Raw genomic sequence first — 22,974 nt, 5'->3', positions numbered from 1 at the left:
CATGGACGAAAGGGGTGTGGTCCACGGCCGCAAGGACGACCGAGCCCGGGTCAATGGGGGTCGCTGCTTTCGACTATGGCAGACAGGGGTCACCGATCCAAAAGTCCCGAGTCGGTCATTTATGGGCATAACCTTACACCTTAGAGGTGAATCCTTGGTGAGATAGAGCACTCACCTTGTAAACGATGGCTAAACAGCGGCTGTGTGGCGCCATAGAGAAGGTTTGGTCACCCTTACTTGGTCCAGTCCAGCCGACCCGCAACCATCCCTGAACAGGTCAATCAGCAGCTTTCCGAGCAAACCGCCATTAAATGGTCCGCGTGACTGAGCGCGCAGACGGCACCGACCGCCGAGCGGCCCTGCGGACGGCGGCCGCCCTCGCCGCCGTCGCGGGCGCGGCGGCCGCGGGCTGCACCCCGAAGGCGGCCTCCCCCCGCCCCGCCACCGCCCGCGAACCCACCGGCTCCCCGGCCACCCGCGGCCCCGCCCCCGGCCCCCGCGGCTTCCCCGGCCTGCCGGTGCAGATCTCCCACAGCCCCCGCGGCCGCCCCGAGGTCGCGCTCACCTTCCACGGGCAGGGCGATCCCGCCACCGCGCACACCCTGCTCGCCGAGGCCGAACGCGCGGGGGCCCGGGTGACCGTCCTCGCCGTCGGCAGCTGGCTCGACGCCCACCCGCGCCTCGCCCGCCGCGTCCTCGACGGCGGCCACGACCTCGGCAACCACACCCTGAACCACCGCGACATCAACGCGCTGCCCGAGGCGGCGGCGTACGCGGAGATCACCGGCTGCGCGGACCGGCTCCGGCGGCTCACCGGGGGCATCGGCAACTGGTTCCGGCCCTCGCGGGCCCGCCGCGCCAGCCCGCTCGTCGCCCGGCTCGCGCGCCGCGCCGGCTATCCGCACGTCCTGTCGTACGACGTCGACTCCCTGGACTTCACCTCGCCCGGCGCCCCGGCCGTCGTACGCGCCGTCGCCGCCGGAGCCCGCGCAGGCTCCGTGGTGAGCCTGCACTTCGGGTACGCGGACACCGTCGCCGCGCTGCCCGCCGTCCTCGACGACCTCCACCGCCGCGGCCTGCGCGCCGTCACGACCACGGAGCTGCTGACCTGATGTCCACCCGCACCCGCACCCGTATCCGTCCCCGCACCCGATCCCGTATCCGCACCCGATCCCGTGTCCGCCCTGGTATCTCCCCGAGCGGGCGGACCGCCGCGCTCCTCGCCGCCGGGGCCGCCGTCGCCGCGCTGCTCGCCGGCTGCGGCACCGAGCCCGGCGACCGGCAGAACAAGGCCCTCGCCACCAAGGTCCCGCCGGCGCCCGCCGAGCCCGAGCCCGTCAAGGGCCTGCCCGGCATGCCGCCCGTCCTCGACCCCAAGGACGTCTACGCCGCCGACCGGCCGAACAAGCTCTCCCCGGTGGTCAAGGACTTCCCCTCCCGGGTCTACGTCCCCAACACCAACTCCAACACGGTGTCGGTGATCGACCCCAAGACGTACGAAGTGATCGACACGATCAAGGTCGGCGTCCAGCCCCAGCACGTCGTGCCCTCCTGGGACCTGAAGACGCTGTGGGTCAACAACAACCGCGGCCACACGCTCACACCCATCGACCCGAGGAGCGGCAAGGCGGGCAAGCCCGTGGAGGTGCACGACCCGTACAACCTCTACTTCACACCCAACGGCAAGTACGCGGTCGTGATGGCCTCGCTCGACCGCGAGCTGGTCTTCCGCGACCCGCACACCATGAAGCGCGTCAAGACCGAACCGGTGAGCTGCTACGGCGTCAATCACGCCGACTTCTCCCTCGACGGCCGCTACTTCATCGTCTCCTGCGAGTTCTCCGGCGAGCTCCTCAAGGTCGACACCGAGAAGATGAAGGTCGTCGGGCAGCAGAAGCTGCCCTTCAAGGGCGCCATGCCGCAGGACGTGAAGGTCTCCCCGGACGGCAAGCGGTTCTACGTCGCCGACATGATGGCCGACGGCATGTGGGTCCTGGACGGCGACTCCTTCGGCAAGCCGAAGCTGCTGCCCACCGGCAAGGGCTGCCACGGCCTGTACGTCGGCAGGGACTCGCGCGAGATGTACGTCTCCAACCGCGGCGAGGGCACCGTGTCGGTCTTCGACTTCACCAGGAACAAGCTGACCAAGAAGTGGCACCTGCCCGACGGCGGCAGCCCCGACATGGGCGGCGTCTCCGCCGACGGCAAGATCCTCTGGCTGTCCGGCCGCTACGACTCCGAGGTGTACGCGATCGACACCCGCACCGGCGTCCAGCTCGCCCGCGTCCCCGTCGGCGGCGGCCCCCACGGCCTCGCGGTCTACCCCCAGCCGGGCCGCTACTCCCTCGGGCACACCGGCATCTTCCGCTAGGGCCTCCCCGGATCCGCTGGCCAAGGCCGTACTCCCTGCATTCGGCCGGGAGGGCGGCCGTTACCCTGGCCCCCGTCAATACTGCACAAAGAAGGGGCGGACCCGGTGGCGGACATCGAAGAGGCACGCAAGGCGTTCGAGCGGTTCGACGCGGACGGCGACGGATTCATCACGGCGGCCGAGTACAAGACGGCCATGGCGCAGATGGGGGACTGGAACGTCACCGAGTCGGTCGCCGAGGCCATCATCAAGTCCAAGGACGCGAACGGCGACAAGCTGCTCTCCTTCGACGAGTTCTGGGCGAGCCTGAACAAGTAGCCCGCGCGCGCGGCCCGGTGGGACCGGTCCGCGTCGGCAGAAGGGGCCGCCCCCGGCACGGGGACCGGCCCCTTCCGCATGACCCACGCCGTGCCGCCAGCCGCGCCCCGCGGACCGCACGCTCCAGCGACCGCCGTGGCGCTCCACGCGTACCGGGTGGGAGCGTGGGGTGCGGGCGGGCGCCGAGCAGCCCGAGCAGGGTGGACTTGCCCGTGCCGTTGGCGCCGACATCGTCCTGGACGAAACGGTTCGACACGGCCGCGTGCTGGTACTGCCGCATGCCGGTAGGTGACGCGAAGAGGTTCGCATCGTTGATCGATGTATGGATACCTGTTCTGCAAGTGGAGACGGCTGTGCGTGTGATCGGACGTCGGACCGATATCCCTTGACGCGAAAGTTGTGCCCCGCGCACTACGCGCAGTCCCGAAGGGGGAAGCCGCTGACGCTCATTGGCGCTCGCGCCTCCAAGCGACGTGAGCACTCGCCGTGTTCGTTCGGCGGCTGCGAGCGGACTGTCTCCGCCAAAGGGCTGTGCAGGGCCCACTGCGGCCAGAAGAGCGCGGGCCGCCCGCTGACCCCTGTGCGGCGCAAGCGGGGCAGCCAGGACTACCAGGCAATGCTGCGGAGCGGGGTCGTGGAATGTCTCGGGTGCGGGGAGAGCAAGCCCGTCTCGGCCTACTCGCCCCTCAATCGTGCCGGAGGATTGCGCCCATACTGCAAGCTGTGCAACTCCGAGCGGGTGCGCCTTGCTCAGTACAACTTGACGAAGGATTTCCTCGACCGGCTGCTCGGCCGTCAGGAAGGACGGTGTGCGATATGCGGTACCGTCCCGAGCGCCGGGCATCGGCCCCTGCACATCGACCATGACCATGGCTGCTGCGCAGGTGCGCGTTGCTGCGGAGCATGCGTGCGGGGCCTGGTCTGCTCGAACTGCAACGCCTACGGCCTTGCCTGGTACGAGGCGCTGCCGACCGAGCTGCGTACATTCGACCTGCTGAACGACTACCTCGCTGATCCGCCGGCCCAGCGCCTCCGAAGAGAGCCCGCATGAAGCCGGCGGAAGGTGTCAGTCGATCGTGGCCCAGCCCCGCAGCGCGTCCTTGCTCGCGAAATCCGCCACGTTCTTGTCCAGCGGTGTCGACGTGTACTGGTGGATGCGCCACTTCGCCTTGATACGGGGCTTGCCCGACGTCACGTAGTCGGCGATCCAGAGACCGTCGCCCGCGTAGGAAGTCGTGTCTCTGTTCAGCCAGAAGTCGCGGTTCGTGTACAAGAGCACGCGGTGCTTCGGTCGCAGCCGCTTCACCTCCCGGATGAAGCGGTCCTTCTCGCTGTTGCTCGCCGCCGTGTGGTCCCCCGTCCACTCCCAGTCGACGGCCAGGAGGTCGCCCTTCTTCTCCGGGGCCTTGGCGACGAAGTACTCGGCCTGGGCGGTGATGTTGCCGGGCCACAGGAAGTGGTAGTAGCCGACGACGCAGCCGCCGTCGCGGGCGATCTTGGTCTGGGCGGTCAGGCGGGGGTTGATGTAGGAGCGGCCCTCCGTGGCCTTTATGAAGACGAAGGACTGCCCGTCGGTGTCGAACGTCGACTGGTAGGAGCTGACGTCGATGCCACGCAGCATGGAGCCTCCAGAGGTGGGGGGAGTGACCGGGCGCCGCGGTGGGGGTGGCCGGAGTCGGCGCGCGGTGGGTGAACGGTGAAAGGTTGACGTGTTGATGCCCCGGGAGGGTGTGGTTCCACCCTCGTACTGGCGTCCAGGCTGTTGGGAGCGGGGATTCGGGGGCCATTCGGGTGGTGGGGGCCGGGTCAAACGGCGGTGGCGGGGCCGAGAGAGGCATTTGGGGCTGGGGGTGCTCAACCTGCCTGAGGTGAGGGGGAGTTGTGCGCGGGGGTTGATTTGCCGGGCCGCTCGCTGTACTCGGTAGTAGCGCACCGCTCCCGGCCCCCCCGCACTCCCCTCACACCCCCAGGGACCCCCACATGCCCTTGACCCGCCGTGCCTTCCTCGCCTCCGCCGCCGCAGCGACGGCCTCCGTCGGCCTCGCCGCGCCGCCCGCCTCGGCTGCGGGTCGCACCAACCGCGTCATCGGCGTGCAGAACTGGATGGCGGGGATCGACGCCGCCACCCCGCTGCAACGCCTGACCATTCCCGGTACCCACGACTCCGGCGCCCGCTTCGGCGGCTGGTGGGTGGAGTGCCAGAACGCGACGCTGGCGCAGCAACTCGGCTCCGGCATACGGTTCCTGGACATCCGGTGCCGGGCCTTCGAAGGCTCGTTCACCATCCATCACGGCGCGTTCTACCAGAATCTCAATTTCGACGACGTCCTGCGCGCCTGCCGGGACTTCCTCGGCGCGCAGCCCACGGAGACCGTGCTCATGCGGGTCAAGCAGGAGTACTCGGAGGTGGGCGACGCCGCCTTCCGGGCGGTCTTCGACGACTACCTGGACCGGCGCGGGTGGCGCTCCCTCTTCCACATCGGGACGGCCTGGCCGCGCCTCGGCGACGTACGCGGGAAAGTCGTGCTCATCGCCGACAACGGCGGTCTGCCCGGTGGCATCCGGTGGGGCGACAGCGGTGTCTTCGACCTCCAGGACGACTGGAACGCGGCGCCCACCGCCAAGTACCCGAAGATCGAGGCGCACTTCCGGAAGGCCGCGGGCAGCCCCGGCAAGCAGTACGTCAACTTCGTGAGCACCGCGGCCGGGCTGCCGCCCCGATGGAACGCCGACGACCTCAACCCGCGCGTGCACACGCTCCTGGAGAGCGCGGAGGGACGCGGCTGGCGCGGGCTCGGGATCGTACCGATGGACTACCCCGACACCCGCGCCGGCCTCGTGGAGACGCTGATCGCCCGCAATCCGTGAGACGGAGCCGCGGCAGAGGACGGAGCCGCAGCGGAGGACGGCCCGGAGGGCGTGTACGGCCCGGAGGGAGTACGGCGCGGACGGTGTTCACGGCCCGGACGGTGTGTACGGCGCGGAAGCGCTCAGCACTCGATGATGTTCACCGCGAGCCCGCCCCGCGCCGTCTCCTTGTACTTCACGTATGTGTGGTCGGTTATTGATCATGGGATTGACCTGCGCTTTTGGCCTGCTCAGGCTTGCCTTGAAGCGCGTCAGGGACTTCTTGGGTGACTTCTTGTCGAGGGCTGACTGCAACGTATTCCATGCGGCGGGAGACGTCTGCGGGATTGGGCAGTTGCTGCTCCAGCGGCATGCGATGGCTTCGGTGAGCCCCGCACTCGTAATGCGTAGGTGTCGGGTTCGAATCCCGAAGGCGGCTTCAAGGTTAACCGCTGTGCATGTAACGCGCAGGTCAGAGTTTCGCTCTGTGGGCTCAGTGAGGTGCACCAGCTCCCTGCGCTACACCTCGACGTCAGTGATCTTCACGTCGCCTTGCTGTGCCCATCGCTCCAGGGCGGGGCGCGATTCGTGAGACCAGTAGCGTCGGCGCAATTCGCCCTCTGGGGAGAACTGCAGGATTTCGGCACGGCCGAACGCCTGGGCAAGACCGGAGCCCAACCTGTGGGCGGCGGCGACAAGTTCAGGGCCACCGGCGGCCATGTCGTCCACATCGGAAACGGTGACAGCCGGCACGGCTCTGGTCAGGACCCGGGCCCCGAGAGGCTCGGGGAAGCGCCGTGGTGACGGTAGTGCACGAGCCGGGCGGGACGCTCCGCCGCCACCGGCTGAACCATCGCCCGCAGAAAGACGTTGCCACCGGCTGCCGCGCGATCACGCGCATGGCGCGCGAGGTACTGGAGACCACTGAGCAGGCCGTCGGCCAGATGCTCGTCGCCGATGTCGACCTGGGGTGAGTTACCTCGATCTGTGCGGCCGACGATGGCCGCGAAGGCGCCTGCTCCTGTCGCGTGCTGATGGCATGCCAACCACTGGCGGGCGGCTTGTCGAGGACTTTCTTCGCGGCGCGCTCGCCGCGGTCAGTGCGGCTGGCCTGGCCGGCGGCGTCCTCGTACTCGCGAGACGCGGGCTTGATCTGCTCTACCGGGGGATGGGTTCAGAACTGGAGTCCTGCCCGACGGAGCCCCGCCCAGCCCGCCGCCGGGCCTTCCTGGGGCCTGATGAGGACGGAAGGACAGGGAAGCACCGGGAGTGATCACCAAACCCCCGGGCGCCCCAATGCCTGGAGCGCTTCAGTCCGGTTTCGATGATCCTGCGCGGGCCAACCGGCTGCCGGGCCATTTCCTGCTTCAGGGCGTGTTTTCTCAGACTCAGTGAGTGTCGGGCTCCGGGTCCGGCAGGGGGAGTTCGTCGAGGTCGAGGGTGAAGGTGCGGCCGTCGGCCAGGGGGATGGGGAGCTTGCCTGTGCCGTATGCGCGGGTGTGGGCGGTGCCGTAGCCGCTGGATGTGGGTTCGGTGTGCAGGACGACTTCCCGGGCGTAGGGATCCACGACGAGGTAGACGGGGATGCCGTACCGGCCGTACTTCGCGGTGCAGTCGTCGTAATCCTTGCGTGCCGATGACGTGGAGACGACCTCCGAGACCAAAAGGACGTCCTCGAAGCTGTAGCGCTTGCCCTCCTTGCGCGCGTCCTCGCGCAGAATGGCCAGGTCGGGGGCGGAGTTCTCGTCGGCGGGGAAGTCGATGTAGACGTCCGAGGTGACCTTCGCATGACGGCCGAGGGCGAGAGAGTCGATCTGCATCGACCTGATTGTGCTTGAGTGCTCTTCACTCTGCGGGGTCATGATGATCTTTCCGTCGGCGCCGAAGAACACCACGTATCCCGCGGGGAACTCGGTGTGCGTGATCGCGTCGACACTCATGGACGGTGCTCCTTCCCGTGTGCCGTCATGATACGGCGGACAGCGTCGCCACACGGGTGGACTTCCGTGACGCGCGCACTGTAGGGGGAACCGGTTCGCACGAGCGGCCGCCGTGACGTGGGGCGTGAGATCGGCCCGTAGATATTCAGACGCAACAGCCGGCGTCCGGTACGACGCATGTGGTTTGACCTGGCACAACGGCCTCTGGCGGCATCAGTCGTCACCAGGGCCGGGCAGGCTGGATGGGCACCAGGTCCGCCGCTGTCCCGCCTGGGCCCGCCGGTTCACCCTCGCGATGCCGGCCCCACGCATTCCTCTATCTCCCTCTCCGTGACCAAGTGCGCCAGATAGGAAGGGGAGAGCAGGGCCTGCCGCGCCTGCGCCGTCGTGAATGTGGGGGGAGTGGCCGGTCTGCCGCTGTTGCAAGCGCGGGTTTTCCGCAGAGTTCATGTATCGAATGGCACCCCTTGAGCGGGGTAAGGGGATCGATTTGATACATCAGCTGGTGGGTGATCGGCACATCCGGCGTTGATCACGTGCCGCGAACCTGCAGGTCAAAAGCCCCTTCCAGGGGGATGTCTTAGGGGTTCCCCAGGGACTCTCCGCCGCGTGAACAGGGAAGGCCCTGACAGCGCTGAAAGATGGAAACGCGCTGGTCAGGGCCTAGAACCTCAGCATTCGATGATGTTCACCGCGAGCCCGCCCCGCGCCGTCTCCTTGTACTTCACGCTCATGTCGGCGCCGGTCTCCTTCATGGTCTTGATGACCTTGTCCAGGGACACCTTGTGGCTGCCGTCGCCGCGCATGGCCATCTTCGCGGCGGTCACGGCCTTCACCGCGGCCATGCCGTTGCGCTCGATGCAGGGGATCTGCACGAGCCCGCCGACCGGGTCGCAGGTGAGGCCGAGGTTGTGTTCCATGCCGATCTCGGCGGCGTTCTCGACCTTCTCGGGGGAGCCGCCGAGGACCTCGGCGAGGGCGCCGGACGCCATGGAGCAGGCGGAGCCGACCTCGCCCTGGCAGCCGACCTCGGCGCCGGAGATGGAGGCGTTCTCCTTGAAGAGCATGCCGATGGCTCCGGCGGCGAGGAGGAAGCGGACCACGCCGTCCTCGTCGGCACCGGGCACGAAGTTCATGTAGTAGTGCAGGACGGCGGGGATGATCCCGGCGGCGCCGTTGGTGGGCGCGGTGACGACCCGGCCGCCCGCCGCGTTCTCCTCGTTCACGGCCATCGCGTAGAGGGTGATCCACTCCATGGCGCGGGCCTGGGGGTCGCCCTCGGCGCGCAGCTGCCGGGCGGAGTTCGCGGCCCTGCGGCGCACCTTCAGGCCGCCGGGCAGGATGCCCTCGCGGGACATGCCGCGGGACACGCAGGCCTGCATGACCCGCCAGATGTCCAGGAGGCCCTCGCGGATCTCCTCCTCGGTGCGCCAGGCCTTCTCGTTCTCCAGCATCAGGGCGGAGATCGACAGGCCGGTCTCGGAGGCGAGGCGCAGCAGCTCGTCGCCGGTGCGGAAGGGGTACTTCAGGACGGTGTCGTCGGGGACGATCGGGTCCTCGCCCGCGACCGCGTCCTCGTCGACGACGAAGCCGCCGCCCACCGAGTAGTACGTCTTCTCCAGGACGAGCGCGCCGTCGGTGTCGTACGCGGCGACCGTCATGCCGTTGGCGTGGTACGGCAGGGCCTTGCGGCGGTGCAGGACCAGGTCGTCGTCGAAGGCGAAGGGGATGTCGTGCATGCCGAGGACGTTCAGGCGGCCGGAGGACTTGATCTCCTCGACGCGGTCGTCGGCCTTCTCGACGTCGACCGTGCGGGGGGACTCGCCCTCCAGGCCGAGCAGGACGGCCTTGGGCGTGCCGTGGCCGTGCCCGGTGGCTCCGAGGGAGCCGTAGAGCTCGGCGCGTATCGAGGCGGTGTGGGCCAGCAGGCCCTCGTTCTTGAGGCGGCGGGCGAACATCCGCGCCGCGCGCATCGGACCGACCGTGTGGGAGCTGGACGGGCCGATGCCGATCGAGAACAGGTCGAAGACCGAGATGGCCACGAGAGAACTCCAATGGTGGGTGGTAGACGCCGTTGTCCGCCGGGTGGTGCGGGGCAGTGCTGCGTGCTGGGCGGTTCCGTGTGCGGGGCACGTGGTGCGTGCCACGTGGTGCGGGGCACCGCGCGCACTGTCCTGTGTCCAGTGTGCGTGGTGCCCCGGAAGTTCGTACCAACTAAAGCGTACGAAACTACTTCAGGCCGGGGTACAGCGGGTGCTTGTCGGCCAGAGCGGACACCCGGGTCTTGAGGGACTCCGCGTCGAAGCCGGGCTTGAGGGCCTCGGCGATGATGTCGGCGACCTCGCGGAAGTCCTCGGCCTGGAAGCCGCGGGTGGCGAGGGCCGGGGTGCCGATGCGCAGGCCGGAGGTGACCATCGGGGGCCGCGGGTCGTTCGGGACGGCGTTGCGGTTGACCGTGATGCCGACCTCGTGCAGGCGGTCCTCGGCCTGCTGGCCGTCGAGCTCGCTGTCGCGCAGGTCGACGAGGACCAGGTGCACGTCGGTGCCGCCGGACAGGACGGAGACGCCGTGCTCCTTGACGTCGTCCTGGACCAGGCGCTCGGCCAGGATGCGGGCGCCGTCCAGGGTGCGCTCCTGTCGCTCCTTGAAGTCGTCGGAGGCGGCGACCTTGAAGGACACGGCCTTGGCCGCGATCACGTGCTCCAGCGGGCCGCCCTGCTGACCGGGGAAGACCGCGGAGTTGATCTTCTTGGCGAGCTCCTGCGTGGACAGGATCACGCCGCCGCGGGGGCCGCCGAGGGTCTTGTGCGTGGTGGTGGTGACCACGTGCGCGTGCGGGACGGGGGAGGGGTGCAGGCCCGCGGCCACGAGGCCCGCGAAGTGCGCCATGTCCACCATCAGGTACGCGCCGACCTCGTCCGCGACCCGGCGGAAGGCGGCGAAGTCCAGCCGGCGCGGATACGCCGACCAGCCCGCGACGATCAGCTTCGGCTTGGCCTCCTTGGCGAGGCGCTCGACCTCGGCCATGTCGACCTGACCGGTCTCGTCGTCGACGTGGTAGGCGACCACGTTGTAGAGCTTGCCGGAGAAGTTGATCTTCATGCCGTGGGTCAGGTGCCCGCCGTGCGCGAGGTTCAGACCCATGATCGTGTCGCCCGGCTTCAGCAGCGCGAACATCGCGGCCGCGTTGGCCTGCGCGCCGGAGTGCGGCTGCACGTTGGCGTGCTCGGCGCCGAAGAGCTCCTTGACGCGGTCGATCGCGATCTGCTCGACCACGTCGACGTGCTCGCAGCCGCCGTAGTAGCGGCGGCCGGGGTAGCCCTCGGCGTACTTGTTGGTGAGGACCGAGCCCTGCGCCTCCATGACGGCGACCGGAGCGAAGTTCTCCGAGGCGATCATCTCGAGGGTGGACTGCTGGCGGTTCAGCTCGGCGTCGACGGCGGCGGCGACATCCGGGTCGAGCTCGTGAAGGGAGGTGTTCAGAAGCGACATGGGAGATCCTTGACGGTTGGCTCAGCCGGCGGTGAAGGCGGTGTACTCATCGGCGGACAGCAGGTCGCCCGGCTCATCCGAGATACGGACCTTGAACAGCCAGCCGCCCTCGAAGGGGGCCGAGTTCACCAGGGAGGGGTCGTCCACGACGTCCTGGTTGGCCGCGACGATCTCGCCGGACACCGGGGCGTAGAGGTCGCTCACCGACTTGGTCGACTCCAGCTCGCCACAGGCCTCGCCCGCGGCCACCGTGTCGCCGACCGCCGGGAGCTGGGCGAAGACGACGTCACCGAGCGCGTTGGCCGCGTGCTCCGTGATGCCGACGGTCGCCACGCCGTCCTCGGTGGCCGACAGCCACTCGTGCTCCTTGCTGTAACGCAGCTGCTGGGGGTTGCTCATGGCCTGAATTCTCCTGTACGCGGACGTGTGCTGAGAAACGTGGGTCTTACGGACTGAGACGGGCGGGACGGACGTGCTCACTTCCGCCGCCCGCGCGGGTCACCGCTGGTGCCCGGGTGTCACTTCTGGCGCTTGTAGAACGGCAGCGCGACGACTTCGTACGGCTCGTGCGTGCCGCGGATGTCCACGCCCACGCCCGCCGTGCCGGGGGCGGCGTGCGCCACCTCCACGTAGGCCATCGCGATCGGCTTGCCGAGCGTCGGGGACGGCGCGCCCGAGGTGACCTCGCCGACTACCTCGCCGCCGGCGACCACACTCATGCCCGCGCGCGGGACCCGGCGGCCCTCGGCGATCAGGCCGACGAGCTTGCGCGGGGGAGCGGCCTCGGCGCGCTCGGCTGCGGCGCGCAGCGCCTCACCGCCCACGAAGTCATCCGCATGAGTCGTCTTGTCAAACTTGACGACTCGTCCCAGACCGGCGTCGAACGGCGTGAGGGCCGTCGTCAGCTCGTGCCCGTACAGCGGCATGCCCGCCTCCAGGCGCAGCGTGTCGCGGCAGGACAGGCCGCAGGGGACCAGGCCCACGCTTTCGCCCGCCTCGGTCAGGGCCCGCCACAGCTGCTCGGCGTGCTCGGGGGCGACGAACAGCTCGAAGCCGTCCTCGCCGGTGTAGCCGGTGCGGGCGATCAGGGCCGGGACGCCGGCGACGGTGCCGGGCAGGCCCGCGTAGTACTTCAGGCCGTCGAGGTCGGCGTCGGTGACCGACTTCAGGATGCCGGGGGACTCCGGACCCTGGACGGCGAGCAGGGCGTAGGCCTCGCGGTCGTCGCGCACCCCGGCGTCGAAGCCGGCCGCACGCTCGGTCAGCGCGTCCAGGACGACCTGGGCGTTCCCGGCGTTGGCGACGACCATGTACTCCTGGTCCCCGAGCCGGTAGACGATGAGGTCGTCGAGGATGCCGCCGTCCGCCTGACAGATCATGGTGTAGCGGGCGCGGCCGGTGCCGACGGAGCCGATGTTGCCGACGAGCGCGAAGTTCAGGAGGTCCACGGCCTGCGGGCCGGTGACGGTGATCTCGCCCATGTGGGAGAGGTCGAAGAGGCCGGCGCGGGTGCGGACGGCGTTGTGCTCGTCGCGCTCGCTGGCGTACCGCAGCGGCATGTCCCAGCCCGCGAAGTCGGTCATGGTCGCGCCGAGCGACCGGTGCAGCGGGTCGAGGGCGGTGTGGCGTGGTGGCGTATTGCTCATCAGTACTGGCTCCCGGGGCATGACGGGCGAGGTCTATCCTCCCCATCTGTCATCGGACCTGAGAGGTTCACCACGCCCGTACGTGCGCCGGGGCATGACTTGCACCTTGGGTGGAGCCGCCCCTGTGACCGGTGGTGGCCCGCTTTTCAGATGTGCCTCGCCCGCGCGGTACGGGGCCTGAGAGATTCAAGGGAGGAACTTGCTCCTTCGGCGTCCCGGGGGGAACGTCATGTCCCCGGGAACTCTCCCGCGCGGATTCAAGCGGCCGGTATGGAGTTGGCGCGCACATCATTGCACGCGCCCCCTCTTCACAACAGCCGCAACCTGAGTGCGCTGGTTTCGGGGGCTTCAGGGCCCTTGGCGCTCTTGTGCGGCATTACCTTCTCTTTACACTCGACGGAGAAGTACTGGGGATGAGTGACGTGACCAGCATGGGGAGGCGGATCACGGTGCGCAGGAGCAGTGCTTGTGAGGCGGCCACGGGTGTGGCGCTGCCGGGCAGCGGCGTGGGTGTGCTGCCGCCGCAGTCCGGTGTGCCCGCGCGCGAGAGCCTCGGGTACTTCCCGCGGCCCGTCGTGCGCGATCTCAGGGGCCGCCGTGCCGCCGCGGGTTCGCGGCGGCTGGTGTTCGGTGCGGCGGACGTCGTGGTCGTGTCCGGGCTGCCGGGCAGCGGCAAGTCCACGCTGATGCGGCGCGCGGTGGCGGGCCCGCGCGTGGACTCCCAGGACACCCGCGACCGCTGGGCGGCCCGCATGCCGAGACTGCTGCCCTACGCGCTCTACCGCCCGCTGGTCCGCGTCGCGCACTACGCCGGTCTGCGCCGGGCCCTGCGCGCGGGCGACGGCGTCGTGGTGCACGACTGCGGCACCCAGCCCTGGGTGCGCCGCTGGCTCGCCCGCGCGGCGGCCCGGCGCGGGGCGACCCTGCATCTGCTGCTGCTCGACGTGCCCGAGGAGACCGCCGTCGAGGGGCAGCGGGCGCGCGGGCGCGGGGTGTCGAGGTACGCCTTCGCGCGGCACCGCAGGACGGTCGGCCGCCTCGTGCGGGCCGTGGAGCGCGGTGACCTGCCGCGGGGCTGCGGCTCCGCAGTGCTGCTCGACCGGGAGGCGGCCGGGGCGCTCGGGGAGATCGGCTTCGGGACTTGAAGACCCAGAAGACCCAGAAGACCCAGAAGCCCCGGCTGCTCCGGCCGCCCCTGCCCTGCTGCCCAGGCCCCGGCGTTAGGGTCGGGCACCGGCAGCAGGAGCACGGCAGAGCAGGGGTCGAGGGCACATGAACCATCCGGACTACCCGGGCCACCCGGGCCACCCGGGCCACCCGGGCCACCCGGGTCACGCGGGCCACCCGGGTCACGCGGCGGACCTTCCGGGCGGCGTTCCGGCGCAGGCGCACGCACCGGCGCAGGCGCACGCGCATCCGTACGGGGGGTGGCCGGCCAACGAGTTGGAGGAGGTCCTCGCCGCCTCGCTCGGCGTGCCGCCCTCCGACGCGGTGGGGGCCCGCATCGTGGAGGCCCTGGGCCGCAGCCGGATCTGGATCCCGCTGCCGGGCGGCGGCGGCCCGGACAGCGGCACCCTCGACCTGCCGACCCTCGACATCGACGGCCAGGCCTACGTCCCCGTCTTCACCTCCGAGCAGCAGTTCCAGCAGGCCACGGGCGGCCGGATGGACGGCACCGCGGCGCCCGCCGTGGAGTTCGCCCGCGGGCTGCCGCCACAGCTCGGCATCGCCCTGAACCCGGAGGGCACCGTCACGGTGCCGCTGCCGCCGCCCGCCGTCGCCGCGCTGTGCCGGGTGGGGCGCACGGAGCTGGACGGGCCGGCGAGCGGGGGGCGCGTGCGCCTCTTCGAGCCGGACTGGAAGGAGGACCCGGTCGACTTCCTGGCGGCGGCGGCCGAGGAGTTCCGGGCCACCGGCGTGGTGCTCACCGCCCGCCGCTGCCTGGCCGCCGTCGAGACCGAGGACCCGACCCTCTTCGTCGGCGTCGAACTGTCCACCTGGGACGGCGACGCCCGCGACCTCCCCATGCGGGCCCTCGGCCGGGCCCTCGGCCGCTTCCCCCTCCCCTGGCCGGTCAACCTCGTCCTCATGGACGTGGCCCAGGACCCGGTGGCGGACTGGCTGAGAAACCGCATACGCCCGTTCTTCACGGCAGGCTGACGAACACGAGGCCTCTGGCGCACGAGGCCCGTGGCGCACGAGGCCCGTGGCGGACGGGGCCCGTGGCGGACGAGGCCCGTGGCGCACGAAGCGCCTGGCACACGAAGCGCCTGGCGCACGAGACCCGTGGCGCACGAGGCCCCTGGCGCACGAGGCGTCGTGCCCGACGCGCCGGAGCGGAGGCGCGCGGGCCCCCGCCCGGCGCGCCGGAGCCGCCGGTAACGGGCGGCCGGGTGGGAAAACAGCCGAGCGGCGGCGAGCACGCCGCCCCCCGGCACAAGCCCCGATCAAGGCGCCCCCGCCAGAAGTAAGCTGGGGCGGTCGAGTAAGTAGGGCACGTCGCGAAGGGGCGGTTACGGGTGAGTGCGTCGGGCACGGCCGCGGGCGATGGGACCACCCAGGGTCGAGCGCAGTCGACACCGTGGGAGCGGGTCGAGCACATGCTGCGCCAGGTCGCCCCGGGGCGCTACGACACCTACGAGGCGCTCCTGCGTGCCCTCGCCGAGGGACAGGTCTGGATGCTGCTCTGGCACGGCCAGGCCGGCTCCCCCGACGCGCAGTACGGCAACATGGAGATCGAGGGCCTCGGCTACGCCCCCTGCGTGACCTCCGCCCAGGAGCTCGCGGCCAGCGGCTGGAACCGCGGGTACGAAGTGATCGGCGCCCTCGACGCGGCCCGCGCCCTGTACCCCGACCACTACGGCCTGTGGCTGAATCCGCATGCGCCGGGCGGTGGCGTGGGCATCCCCTGGCTGGATCTGCGCCGTCTCACGAGCGGCCTCGACCAGCAGCCCGCGGGCCCGCTGCGGCTGACGGAACCGGCCATCGAACTGCCGCAGTTCTACGCCCTGCTGACGCAGAACGCCCACCGCACCCCGGCGGTCCGCTCGCTGCGCCGCGCCTGGGTGCAGCCCGCGCTCGGCGCCCCGTACCTGGCCATCGGCCTCGATGTCTACGACACCTCGCCCGCCTCGGTCGACGCGGTCCGCGCGATGATGCAGCAGTCCATCGGCGCCGTTCCCGAGGGCCTGCCGGTGTCCACGGTGGCGATGTCCGACGCGCACGACCCGGTCGCGATGTGGCTGCGGGCCAACGCCCGCCCGTTCTACGACCGCGACGCCCAGGCGGCCCCGGCCCCCGCCGCGGGCGGATACGGATATCCCGCCCCGTACTGAGCGGACCACCGCAAACCCCACCGCATCGATCCGGACACCGTCCGGAACTCGACGGTCCGATCCGGGCCCGGACCGTGCTGATCAGCGCCGACCGGCGGGATGTCCGCTTCAGGTGCCACCGTACTGGTATAGACCTCCTGAGACCCTTGGTCACCAACTGCCCCGTGTTCGCCCGTCGTTCAGTCTCGTCCGGATAACGGAACACCTCGATCAGCATCACGGTTGCGCATCCATTCCCCGACAAGTCTGGTAACAGATCACGGCCCCGTTGAAGACTCCCGCAGCAAGGGGCCTTCGCCCCTGTGTACGACGGACTGATCACGTCGCTACAGCGGCAAGTGCGGGCCGGTCACCGCCGGTTGAGAGGGGTCCCTGCCACGATGACGGCGCCATTGCATGACACACCTGCGGACGCGAAACCCACCGAGGACGTCGCTCCCGCAGCTGGTGCAGGGGTGAAGAAGGTCGAGGGGCGCTCCCTCAAGCAGATCGCCTGGAACCGGCTGAAGCGTGACAAGGTCGCCCTCGCGGGCGGCATCACGGTGCTGCTCCTGGTCCTGGTGGCCGTCTTCGCACCTCTGATCGTGAGTCTCCTCGGCCACCCGCCGAACGACTTCCACCAGGACAAGCTGGATCCGCTGACGAACCTGCCCACGGGCGCCTTCGGCGGCGTGAGCAGCGACTTCCTGTTCGGTGTCGAACCCAACAAGGGCCGCGACGTCTTCAGCCGCATCGTCTACGGCGCGCGGATCTCGCTCCTGGTGGCATTCCTCGCCGCCATCGTCGCCGTGGTCCTCGGCACCCTCTTCGGGATCATCGCGGGCTACTTCGGCGGCTGGGTCGACGCGTTGATCAGCCGCGTGATGGACGTACTGCTCTCGTTCCCGCAGCTGCTCTTCATCATCTCCCTGATCTCGGTCCTGCCCGACGACCTGATGGGTCTGGAAGGGACGAGCGTGCGCGTCGCGATCCTCGTCCTGGTGATCGGCTTCTTCGGCTGGCCGTACGTCGGCCGCATCGTGCGCGGCCAGACGCTGAGCTTGCGCGAACGCGAGTACGTGGAGGCCGCCAAGAGCCTCGGCGGCGGCCGGCGCCACATCCTCTTCCGCGAGCTGCTGCCGAACCTGGTCGCCCCGATCACGGTCTACGCGACCCTGATGATCCCCACCAACATCCTCACGGAAGCCGCCCTCAGCTTCCTGGGCGCGGGCGTCAAGCCGCCGACCGCCTCGTGGGGCGGCATGCTGCGGGACGCTCTCGAGACGTACGAGCACGACCCGATGTTCATGGTCTTCCCAGGCGTGACGATCTTCATCACGGTGCTCGCCTTCAACCTCTTCGGGGACGGTCTGCGCGACGCGCTCGACCCCAAGGGAACCCGCTAGCAGGCCCAACTGACTTGCCCCTGCCGCTGGTCAGGTGGCTTTTTCCATGGTTCTTCGGCAGCGATAAAGCCAGGGACCGCGAATCTCGGAGGTTGCGAGAAAATGCCCAGAGTTTCCCCGAAACGACGGCTCACCGCCGGTGCGGCCCTCGTCGTCGCGGCGCTGGTGACCACCACGGCGTGCGGCGGCGGCGACGATGACGACAGCGGCGGCGGCAAGGGCGCGGGCTACAACGCCTCGCTGAACAAGGTCGCCAACCCGTCCAAGAAGGCCGGCGGCACCCTGCGCATGGTCGGCAAGCAGGACCTGGACTCGGCCGACCCGCAGCGCGCCTACTACGGCATGTCCTGGGACTTCATGCGCTTCTACACCCGGCAGCTGGTGTCGTACGACACCAAGCCCGGCAAGGAGAGCACGAAGCTGGTCCCGGACCTCGCCGAGTCCACCGCGAAGATCTCCGCGGACGGCAAGACCTACACGTACAAGCTTCGTGATGGTCTGACGTGGGAGGACGGCTCCGCGCTGACGTCCAAGGACGTCAAGTACGGCATCGAGCGCCTGTGGGCGACGGACACCATCACCGGTGGCCCCGGCTACATCCGCCAGACGCTCGACCCCAAGGGCGAGTACAAGGGCCCCTACAAGGACACGTCCAAGGACAAGCTCGGTCTGAAGGCGATCGAGACGCCCGACGACAAGACCATCATCTTCAAGCTGCCCAAGCGCAACGGTGACTTCGAGCAGTTCCTGGCCATGCCCGCGGGCTCCGCGGTCAAGGCGGCCAAGGACACCAAGGCCAAGTACACCCAGCGTCCGTTCTCCGCGGGCCCGTACAAGTTCGCCGAGTACAAGGCCGGCAAGAAGATCGTCCTGGTCCGCAACGACAAGTGGAAGAAGGAGGCGGACCCGATCCGCCCGGCGCTTCCCGACAAGATCGACGTGACGATCTCCGCCAACCTGGAGGAGAACGACAAGCGCCTGATGGACGGCGACTACGACGTCGACCTCAACGGCACCGGCATGACCCAGTCCGGCCGCGTCACCGCTGTGCAGAAGCACAAGAACAACGTCGACAACATGCACACGTCCTTCGTGCGCTACGTCGCGCTGAACCACAACGCGAAGCCGTTCGACAACGTGCACTGCCGCAAGGCCGTCTTCTACGCCACCGACTTCGCGGGCCTTCAGCAGACCCGCGGCGGTGAGCTGGCCGCGGGTGAGATCGCCAACAGCACCTTCCCGAAGGCCGTCCCCGGCTACAGCGACTACGACCCGTACGGGATCCTGGCGCGCAAGGGCAAGCCGGACGTCGCCAAGGCCAAGGACGAGCTCAAGCAGTGCGACAAGCCGAGCGGCTTCAGCGCCAAGCTCACCGCGCGCAACAACAACCCCGGTGAGGTCGACACCGCCGAGGCCCTCCAGGCGCAGCTGAAGAAGGTCGGCATCAACGTCTCCGTCGAGCAGCTCGACGGCGCCGACTCGGCCAGCATCACCGGCTCGCCCTCCGTGGTGAAGAAGCGCGGCTACAGCATGCAGATGAGCGGCTGGGGCCCGGACTTCCCGACCGGCCAGGGCTACGCCCAGCCGCTGTTCGACAGCCGCTTCCTCATGGAGAACGGCAACTACAACGAGTCCCAGATCAAGGACAAGAAGATCGACGCCCTGTTCGACAAGGCGATCGGTGAGACGGACCCGGTCAAGGGCGGCGAGATCTACAAGGAGCTCGACAAGCGGATCCTCGACCAGGCCGACTGGATGCCCTTCCTCTACGAGAAGAACATCACCTGGCGCGGCTCGCGGCTGACGAACGCGTACATGTCCGACGCGTACAACGGCCGTTACGACTACGTCTCGCTCGGCGTCAACCAGAAGTAAACGGCACGCCGCGGCGGGCTCCGGCCCGCCGCGGCAACCGCCTCCTGATCTCCCGTCACATTGCCGCCGCATCCCGCCAGTCCGAAGGGCAGGTGATGGCCCCGGGCGGTGACCGAAGCCCCTCACGAGGGGGCGCCGGGCACCGCCGGGCCGCGCACAGTGCTTGCTTATCTCATCCGGCGCCTGATCGCCGTCATCATCATGGTGCTGGTCGTACTGCTCGCGACCTTCACCGTCTTCTACATGCTGCCCAAATGGGCGGGACAGGACATCGCCGTCCTCTTCGCCGGCAAGCAGGCCGGAGCCGAGCAGCTCGAAGGCATCCGGACCAAACTCGGCCTCGACGACCCCCTGATCGTCCAGTTCTGGGACTTCATCAAGGGCATCCCGATGGGCCGGGACTACGTCAACGGCAGTGACGTCACGCACTGCCCCGCACCCTGCTTCGGCTACTCCTTCCGTACCGAGGCGCCCGTCTGGGAGACCCTCAAGGACGCCCTGCCCGTCACCGGCGCGCTCGCCGCCGGCGCCTGTGTGCTGTGGCTCGGTGCCGGTGTCCTCACCGGTGTCGTCTCCGCCCTCAAGCGCGGCACCATCTGGGACCGCGCCGCGATGACCACCGCCCTCGGCGGCGTCTCGCTCCCCGTCTTCTTCACCGGCATGATCGCGATGGGCATCTTCGTCCACAACCTGGGCTGGGTGGAGATCGCCGACAGCCTCAGTACGGACGACTCGATCGACGTCTGGTTCCAGACGCTGATCCTGCCGTGGATCGTGCTGGCCTTCCTCAACGCCGCGATGTACGCCCGTCTGACCCGCGCCACCATGCTGGAAGTGCTCGGCGAGGACTACATCCGCACCGCACGCGCCAAGGGCCTCGGCGAGGTCGTGGTCATCCGCAGACACGCGCTGCGCTCGGCGATGACGCCCATCCTCACCGTCTTCGGACTCGACCTCGGCGTGCTCATGGGCGGCGCCGTGCTCACCGAGTCCACCTTCAACCTTCCGGGCCTCGGCCTCGAAGCGGTCAGGGCCATCAGCAGCAAGGACCTGCCCGTGATCCTCGGCGTCACGCTCTGCGCGGCTCTCGCGATCGCCATCACCAACCTCGTCGTGGACCTTCTGTACGCCGTCATCGACCCGCGAGTGAGGCTGGGATGACCGAACTGTCCAAGAGCGGAGCGACGCCCGACGGCGCCGCGACGACTGCCGTGTCGACGTCCGGCGCGGCCGTAGGCGAAGTGGTCTCCGGCTCGCCCGCCTCCTCCGCCTTCCTCGAGGTGCGCGACCTCAAGGTGCACTTCCCGACCGACGACGGCCTGGTCAAGTCCGTCGACGGGCTCAGCTTCACGCTGGAGAAGGGCCGCACCCTCGGCATCGTCGGCGAGTCCGGGTCCGGCAAGTCCGTGACCTCGCTCGGCATCCTCGGACTGCACACGGCAGGCCAGTACGGCCGCCGCAAGGCCCAGCTCTCCGGTGAGATCTGGCTGAACGGCACCGACCTGCTCAGCGCCCCCGCGGACGAGGTGCGCAAGCTGCGCGGCCGCGAAATGGCGATGATCTTCCAGGACCCGCTGTCCGCGCTGCACCCCTACTACTCGATCGGCACCCAGATCGTCGAGGCGTACCGGGTGCACCACGACGTCGACAAGAAGGTCGCGCGCAAGCGGGCCATCGAGATGCTCGACCGCGTGGGCATCCCGCAGCCGGACAAGCGCGTGGACAGCTATCCGCACGAGTTCTCCGGCGGCATGCGCCAGCGCGCGATGATCGCGATGGCTCTGGTGAACAACCCCGAGCTGCTCATCGCCGACGAGCCGACCACCGCCCTGGACGTGACCGTCCAGGCGCAGATCCTGGACCTCATCCGGGACCTGCAGAAGGAGTTCGGCTCCGCGGTCATCATGATCACCCACGACCTGGGCGTGGTGGCCGAGATGGCCGACGACCTGCTCGTGATGTACGGCGGCCGCTGTGTCGAGCGCGGCACCGCGCAGCAGGTGTTCTACGAGCCCCAGCACCCCTACACCTGGGGTCTGCTCGGCTCGATGCCGCGCATCGACCGTGAGGAGACCGAGCGCCTCGTCCCGGTCAAGGGCTCGCCTCCCTCGCTCATCAACCTCCCGTCGGGCTGCGCCTTCAACCCGCGCTGCCCCTACGCCGACGTACCCAAGGACCAGATCACGCGCACCGAGCGCCCCGAACTGCGCGAGGTCGGCTCCGGCCACTACTCGGCCTGCCACATGTCGCGCGAGGAGCGCACCAAGATCTGGACCGAAGAGATCGCGCCGAAGCTGTGAAGGACCAGGACATGACCATCCCCTCGCAGGCGGAATCCGCCCCGGACGACCGGGACGTGCTGCTCAAGGTCGAAGGACTGGTGAAGCACTTCCCCATCAAGAAGGGGCTGCTCCAGCGCCAGGTCGCGGCCGTGCAGGCCGTCGACGGGCTGAGCTTCGACGTACGCTCCGGTGAGACGCTCGGCGTCGTCGGCGAGTCCGGCTGCGGCAAGTCGACGATGGGCCGGCTCATCACGCGGCTCCTCGAACCGACCAGCGGACGCGTGGAGTTCCAGGGCACGGACATCACGCACCTGAACACGGCACGGATGCGGCCGCTGCGCCGCGACGTCCAGATGATCTTCCAGGACCCGTACTCGTCGCTGAACCCCCGGCACACCATCGGCACGATCGTCGGGGCGCCCTTCAAGCTCCAGGGCGTCAGCCCCGAGGGCGGCGTGAAGAAGACCGTCCAGGGCATGCTGGAGCGCGTGGGCCTCAGCCCCGAGCACTACAACCGCTATCCGCACGAGTTCTCCGGCGGTCAGCGCCAGCGCATCGGCATCGCCCGCGCGCTCGCCCTTCAGCCCAAGCTCGTGGTGGCGGACGAGCCGGTGTCGGCCCTCGACGTGTCCATCCAGGCGCAGGTGGTCAACCTCCTCGACGACCTCCAGGACGAGCTCGGGCTCACCTACGTGATCATCGCGCACGACCTGTCGGTCATCCGGCACGTGTCCGACCGCATCGCCGTGATGTACCTCGGCAAGATGGTCGAGCTCGCGGACCGCAAGGACTTGTACACCAAGCCCATGCACCCGTACACCAAGGCGCTGCTGTCCGCCGTGCCCGTGCCCGATCCCAAGCGGCGGGGCGTCAAGAGCGAGCGGATCCTGCTGCGCGGTGACGTGCCCTCGCCGATCGACCCGCCGAGCGGGTGCCGCTTCCACACGCGGTGCTGGAAGGCGACGCAGATCTGCGCCGTGAAGGAGCCGCCGTTCCTCACCCTGGAGACCGCGCACCAGGTGGCCTGCCACCACCCGGAGAACGCGCCCGACCAGGCGCCCGAGGACACCCAGCTGCTCTCTGCCGCCAGGGAGGCGATCGACGTGGTGTCGGTGTCCACCGCGGCGGACGCCGCCGCCGAGGCGGCGGAGGCTCCCTCCCCGACCCTGCCGGCCGAGCCCTCGGCCCCGGACCCGGCCCCGGCCCCTGCCTCGGACCCGGACCCGGACCCGGTCCCGGCTGCGGAGAAGGAGCCTGCGGCTGAGCTGAAGAAGGAGTCCGGTAAGGCCGAGTGACGTCGGGCCCCTGTCGGTCGGCCTCCGGCCTCGTCCTCAAACGCCGGACGGGCTCTTTTCCCCACCCACCCGCCCTCTTCGCCTGCGGCGGGCATCATCGGCCCAGCCCCGTCGGGAGGGGCCGTGCGGGGAAGTGAGCCCGTCCGGCGATTGAGGACGAGCGCGCAAGCGCGATGAAGGGGCGGGCG

At 69.5% G+C, this 22,974-nt stretch carries 21 protein-coding genes and 2 riboswitches; of the genes, 14 read left to right on the top strand and 7 right to left on the bottom strand.

What is annotated here, in order from left to right:
* Nucleotides 1–311 precede the first annotated feature (311 nt).
* The 4 genes from GPA10_RS35205 to GPA10_RS44200 all read left to right on the top strand — a co-directional run bounded on the left by GPA10_RS35205 (nt 312) and on the right by GPA10_RS44200 (nt 3,740).
* Nucleotides 312–1,112, top strand: a complete 801-nt coding sequence (locus GPA10_RS35205) for a polysaccharide deacetylase family protein (protein ID WP_157168981.1) — start codon at nt 312–314, stop codon at nt 1,110–1,112.
* Nucleotides 1,112–2,371, top strand: coding sequence for a YncE family protein (locus tag GPA10_RS35200; protein ID WP_246260334.1), 1,260 nt, complete (start codon nt 1,112–1,114; stop codon nt 2,369–2,371). Before GPA10_RS35205 ends, GPA10_RS35200 begins: the two co-directional genes overlap by 1 nt.
* Before the next feature lie 105 nt (nt 2,372–2,476).
* Nucleotides 2,477–2,689, top strand: a complete 213-nt coding sequence (locus GPA10_RS35195; RefSeq protein ID WP_058850844.1) for an EF-hand domain-containing protein — start codon at nt 2,477–2,479, stop codon at nt 2,687–2,689.
* Nucleotides 2,690–3,011: 322 nt separating this feature from the next.
* Nucleotides 3,012–3,740, top strand: coding sequence for an endonuclease domain-containing protein (locus GPA10_RS44200; protein ID WP_425505873.1), 729 nt, complete (start codon nt 3,012–3,014; stop codon nt 3,738–3,740).
* Nucleotides 3,741–3,755: 15 nt separating this feature from the next.
* On the opposite strand, the gene GPA10_RS35185 is transcribed toward GPA10_RS44200, so the two are convergent.
* The gene (locus tag GPA10_RS35185; protein ID WP_157168979.1) at nt 3,756–4,310 is read right to left on the bottom strand and encodes a glycoside hydrolase family 25 protein; all 555 of its coding nucleotides are present in this window, start codon (nt 4,308–4,310) and stop codon (nt 3,756–3,758) included.
* 359 nt (nt 4,311–4,669) lie between these two features.
* Between GPA10_RS35185 and GPA10_RS35180 the strand changes: the two genes are divergently transcribed.
* The gene (locus tag GPA10_RS35180; protein WP_157168978.1) at nt 4,670–5,557 is read left to right on the top strand and encodes a phosphatidylinositol-specific phospholipase C; all 888 of its coding nucleotides are present in this window, start codon (nt 4,670–4,672) and stop codon (nt 5,555–5,557) included.
* Nucleotides 5,558–6,055: 498 nt separating this feature from the next.
* On the opposite strand, the gene GPA10_RS35175 is transcribed toward GPA10_RS35180, so the two are convergent.
* Nucleotides 6,056–6,265, bottom strand: a complete 210-nt coding sequence (locus GPA10_RS35175) for a hypothetical protein (protein ID WP_157168977.1) — start codon at nt 6,263–6,265, stop codon at nt 6,056–6,058.
* 68 nt (nt 6,266–6,333) lie between these two features.
* On the opposite strand from GPA10_RS35175, the gene GPA10_RS35170 reads away from it, so the two are divergent.
* Entirely contained in the window at nt 6,334–6,510 is a 177-nt protein-coding gene (locus GPA10_RS35170; RefSeq protein WP_157168976.1) for a hypothetical protein, read from the top strand.
* Nucleotides 6,511–6,924: 414 nt separating this feature from the next.
* On the opposite strand, the gene GPA10_RS35165 is transcribed toward GPA10_RS35170, so the two are convergent.
* The 5 genes from GPA10_RS35165 to gcvT form a co-directional block, all read right to left on the bottom strand.
* Entirely contained in the window at nt 6,925–7,476 is a 552-nt protein-coding gene (locus tag GPA10_RS35165) for a Uma2 family endonuclease (RefSeq protein ID WP_157168975.1), read from the bottom strand.
* Between the two features lie 671 nt (nt 7,477–8,147).
* On the bottom strand, nt 8,148–9,518 hold the full coding sequence (locus tag GPA10_RS35160) for an L-serine ammonia-lyase (protein WP_058850839.1): 1,371 nt from the start codon (nt 9,516–9,518) through the stop codon (nt 8,148–8,150).
* Between the two features lie 187 nt (nt 9,519–9,705).
* Nucleotides 9,706–10,968 carry a serine hydroxymethyltransferase gene (gene glyA, locus GPA10_RS35155; protein WP_157168974.1) on the bottom strand — a complete coding sequence of 421 codons (1,263 nt, stop codon included), beginning with the start codon at nt 10,966–10,968 and terminating at the stop codon, nt 9,706–9,708.
* 21 nt (nt 10,969–10,989) lie between these two features.
* Entirely contained in the window at nt 10,990–11,367 is a 378-nt protein-coding gene (gene gcvH / locus GPA10_RS35150; protein WP_157168973.1) for a glycine cleavage system protein GcvH, read from the bottom strand.
* Between the two features lie 119 nt (nt 11,368–11,486).
* A complete protein-coding gene (gene gcvT, locus GPA10_RS35145) occupies nt 11,487–12,614 on the bottom strand; it encodes a glycine cleavage system aminomethyltransferase GcvT (RefSeq protein ID WP_157168972.1) in 1,128 nt (375 codons plus the stop codon).
* Between the two features lie 36 nt (nt 12,615–12,650).
* Nucleotides 12,651–12,770, bottom strand: a riboswitch (glycine riboswitch).
* A riboswitch (glycine riboswitch) is annotated at nt 12,771–12,874 on the bottom strand.
* A 153-nt stretch (nt 12,875–13,027) separates the two neighbouring features.
* Between gcvT and GPA10_RS35140 the strand changes: the two genes are divergently transcribed.
* From GPA10_RS35140 to GPA10_RS35105, 8 genes are all read left to right on the top strand, one after another.
* On the top strand, nt 13,028–13,759 hold the full coding sequence (locus GPA10_RS35140; protein ID WP_246260332.1) for an AAA family ATPase: 732 nt from the start codon (nt 13,028–13,030) through the stop codon (nt 13,757–13,759).
* A 127-nt stretch (nt 13,760–13,886) separates the two neighbouring features.
* Nucleotides 13,887–14,774, top strand: a complete 888-nt coding sequence (locus tag GPA10_RS35135) for an enhanced serine sensitivity protein SseB (protein ID WP_157168971.1) — start codon at nt 13,887–13,889, stop codon at nt 14,772–14,774.
* A 359-nt stretch (nt 14,775–15,133) separates the two neighbouring features.
* Nucleotides 15,134–15,949, top strand: a complete 816-nt coding sequence (locus GPA10_RS35130) for an enhanced serine sensitivity protein SseB C-terminal domain-containing protein (protein ID WP_425505872.1) — start codon at nt 15,134–15,136, stop codon at nt 15,947–15,949.
* Between the two features lie 380 nt (nt 15,950–16,329).
* The gene (locus GPA10_RS35125) at nt 16,330–17,334 is read left to right on the top strand and encodes an ABC transporter permease (protein WP_157168970.1); all 1,005 of its coding nucleotides are present in this window, start codon (nt 16,330–16,332) and stop codon (nt 17,332–17,334) included.
* 102 nt (nt 17,335–17,436) lie between these two features.
* Entirely contained in the window at nt 17,437–19,209 is a 1,773-nt protein-coding gene (locus tag GPA10_RS35120; RefSeq protein WP_058850833.1) for an ABC transporter substrate-binding protein, read from the top strand.
* Nucleotides 19,210–19,368: 159 nt separating this feature from the next.
* Nucleotides 19,369–20,370, top strand: coding sequence for an ABC transporter permease (locus GPA10_RS35115; protein WP_343041673.1), 1,002 nt, complete (start codon nt 19,369–19,371; stop codon nt 20,368–20,370).
* A complete protein-coding gene (locus tag GPA10_RS35110) occupies nt 20,367–21,509 on the top strand; it encodes an ABC transporter ATP-binding protein (protein ID WP_157168969.1) in 1,143 nt (380 codons plus the stop codon). The genes GPA10_RS35115 and GPA10_RS35110 overlap by 4 nt, the downstream gene beginning before the upstream one ends.
* 11 nt (nt 21,510–21,520) lie before the next feature.
* Complete coding sequence (locus GPA10_RS35105) at nt 21,521–22,786, top strand: ABC transporter ATP-binding protein (protein ID WP_157168968.1); 1,266 nt, start codon at nt 21,521–21,523, stop codon at nt 22,784–22,786.
* Nucleotides 22,787–22,974 lie beyond the last annotated feature (188 nt).

Origin of the sequence: Streptomyces typhae (assembly GCF_009755605.1) — a bacterium.
In the GTDB taxonomy this organism is placed as follows: domain Bacteria; phylum Actinomycetota; class Actinomycetes; order Streptomycetales; family Streptomycetaceae; genus Streptomyces; species Streptomyces typhae.
The sequence above is the reverse complement of the archived record's forward strand: the minus strand, read 5'-3'. Positions and strand labels throughout refer to the sequence as shown.

What these genes read in the sequence shown, in the direction of transcription:
- GPA10_RS35205 (WP_157168981.1), top strand. Translation starts at nt 312, where the DNA reads ATGGTCCGCGTGACTGAGCGCGCAGACGGCACCGACCGCCGAGCGGCC.
- GPA10_RS35200 (WP_246260334.1), top strand. Translation starts at nt 1,112, where the DNA reads ATGTCCACCCGCACCCGCACCCGTATCCGTCCCCGCACCCGATCCCGT.
- GPA10_RS44200 (WP_425505873.1), top strand. Translation starts at nt 3,012, where the DNA reads ATGGATACCTGTTCTGCAAGTGGAGACGGCTGTGCGTGTGATCGGACG.
- GPA10_RS35185 (WP_157168979.1), bottom strand. Translation starts at nt 4,310, where the DNA reads ATGCTGCGTGGCATCGACGTCAGCTCCTACCAGTCGACGTTCGACACC.
- GPA10_RS35180 (WP_157168978.1), top strand. Translation starts at nt 4,670, where the DNA reads ATGCCCTTGACCCGCCGTGCCTTCCTCGCCTCCGCCGCCGCAGCGACG.
- GPA10_RS35165 (WP_157168975.1), bottom strand. Translation starts at nt 7,476, where the DNA reads ATGAGTGTCGACGCGATCACGCACACCGAGTTCCCCGCGGGATACGTG.
- glyA (WP_157168974.1), bottom strand. Translation starts at nt 10,968, where the DNA reads ATGTCGCTTCTGAACACCTCCCTTCACGAGCTCGACCCGGATGTCGCC.
- gcvH (WP_157168973.1), bottom strand. Translation starts at nt 11,367, where the DNA reads ATGAGCAACCCCCAGCAGCTGCGTTACAGCAAGGAGCACGAGTGGCTG.
- gcvT (WP_157168972.1), bottom strand. Translation starts at nt 12,614, where the DNA reads ATGAGCAATACGCCACCACGCCACACCGCCCTCGACCCGCTGCACCGG.
- GPA10_RS35140 (WP_246260332.1), top strand. Translation starts at nt 13,028, where the DNA reads ATGAGTGACGTGACCAGCATGGGGAGGCGGATCACGGTGCGCAGGAGC.
- GPA10_RS35135 (WP_157168971.1), top strand. Translation starts at nt 13,887, where the DNA reads ATGAACCATCCGGACTACCCGGGCCACCCGGGCCACCCGGGCCACCCG.
- GPA10_RS35125 (WP_157168970.1), top strand. Translation starts at nt 16,330, where the DNA reads ATGACGGCGCCATTGCATGACACACCTGCGGACGCGAAACCCACCGAG.
- GPA10_RS35120 (WP_058850833.1), top strand. Translation starts at nt 17,437, where the DNA reads ATGCCCAGAGTTTCCCCGAAACGACGGCTCACCGCCGGTGCGGCCCTC.
- GPA10_RS35110 (WP_157168969.1), top strand. Translation starts at nt 20,367, where the DNA reads ATGACCGAACTGTCCAAGAGCGGAGCGACGCCCGACGGCGCCGCGACG.
- GPA10_RS35105 (WP_157168968.1), top strand. Translation starts at nt 21,521, where the DNA reads ATGACCATCCCCTCGCAGGCGGAATCCGCCCCGGACGACCGGGACGTG.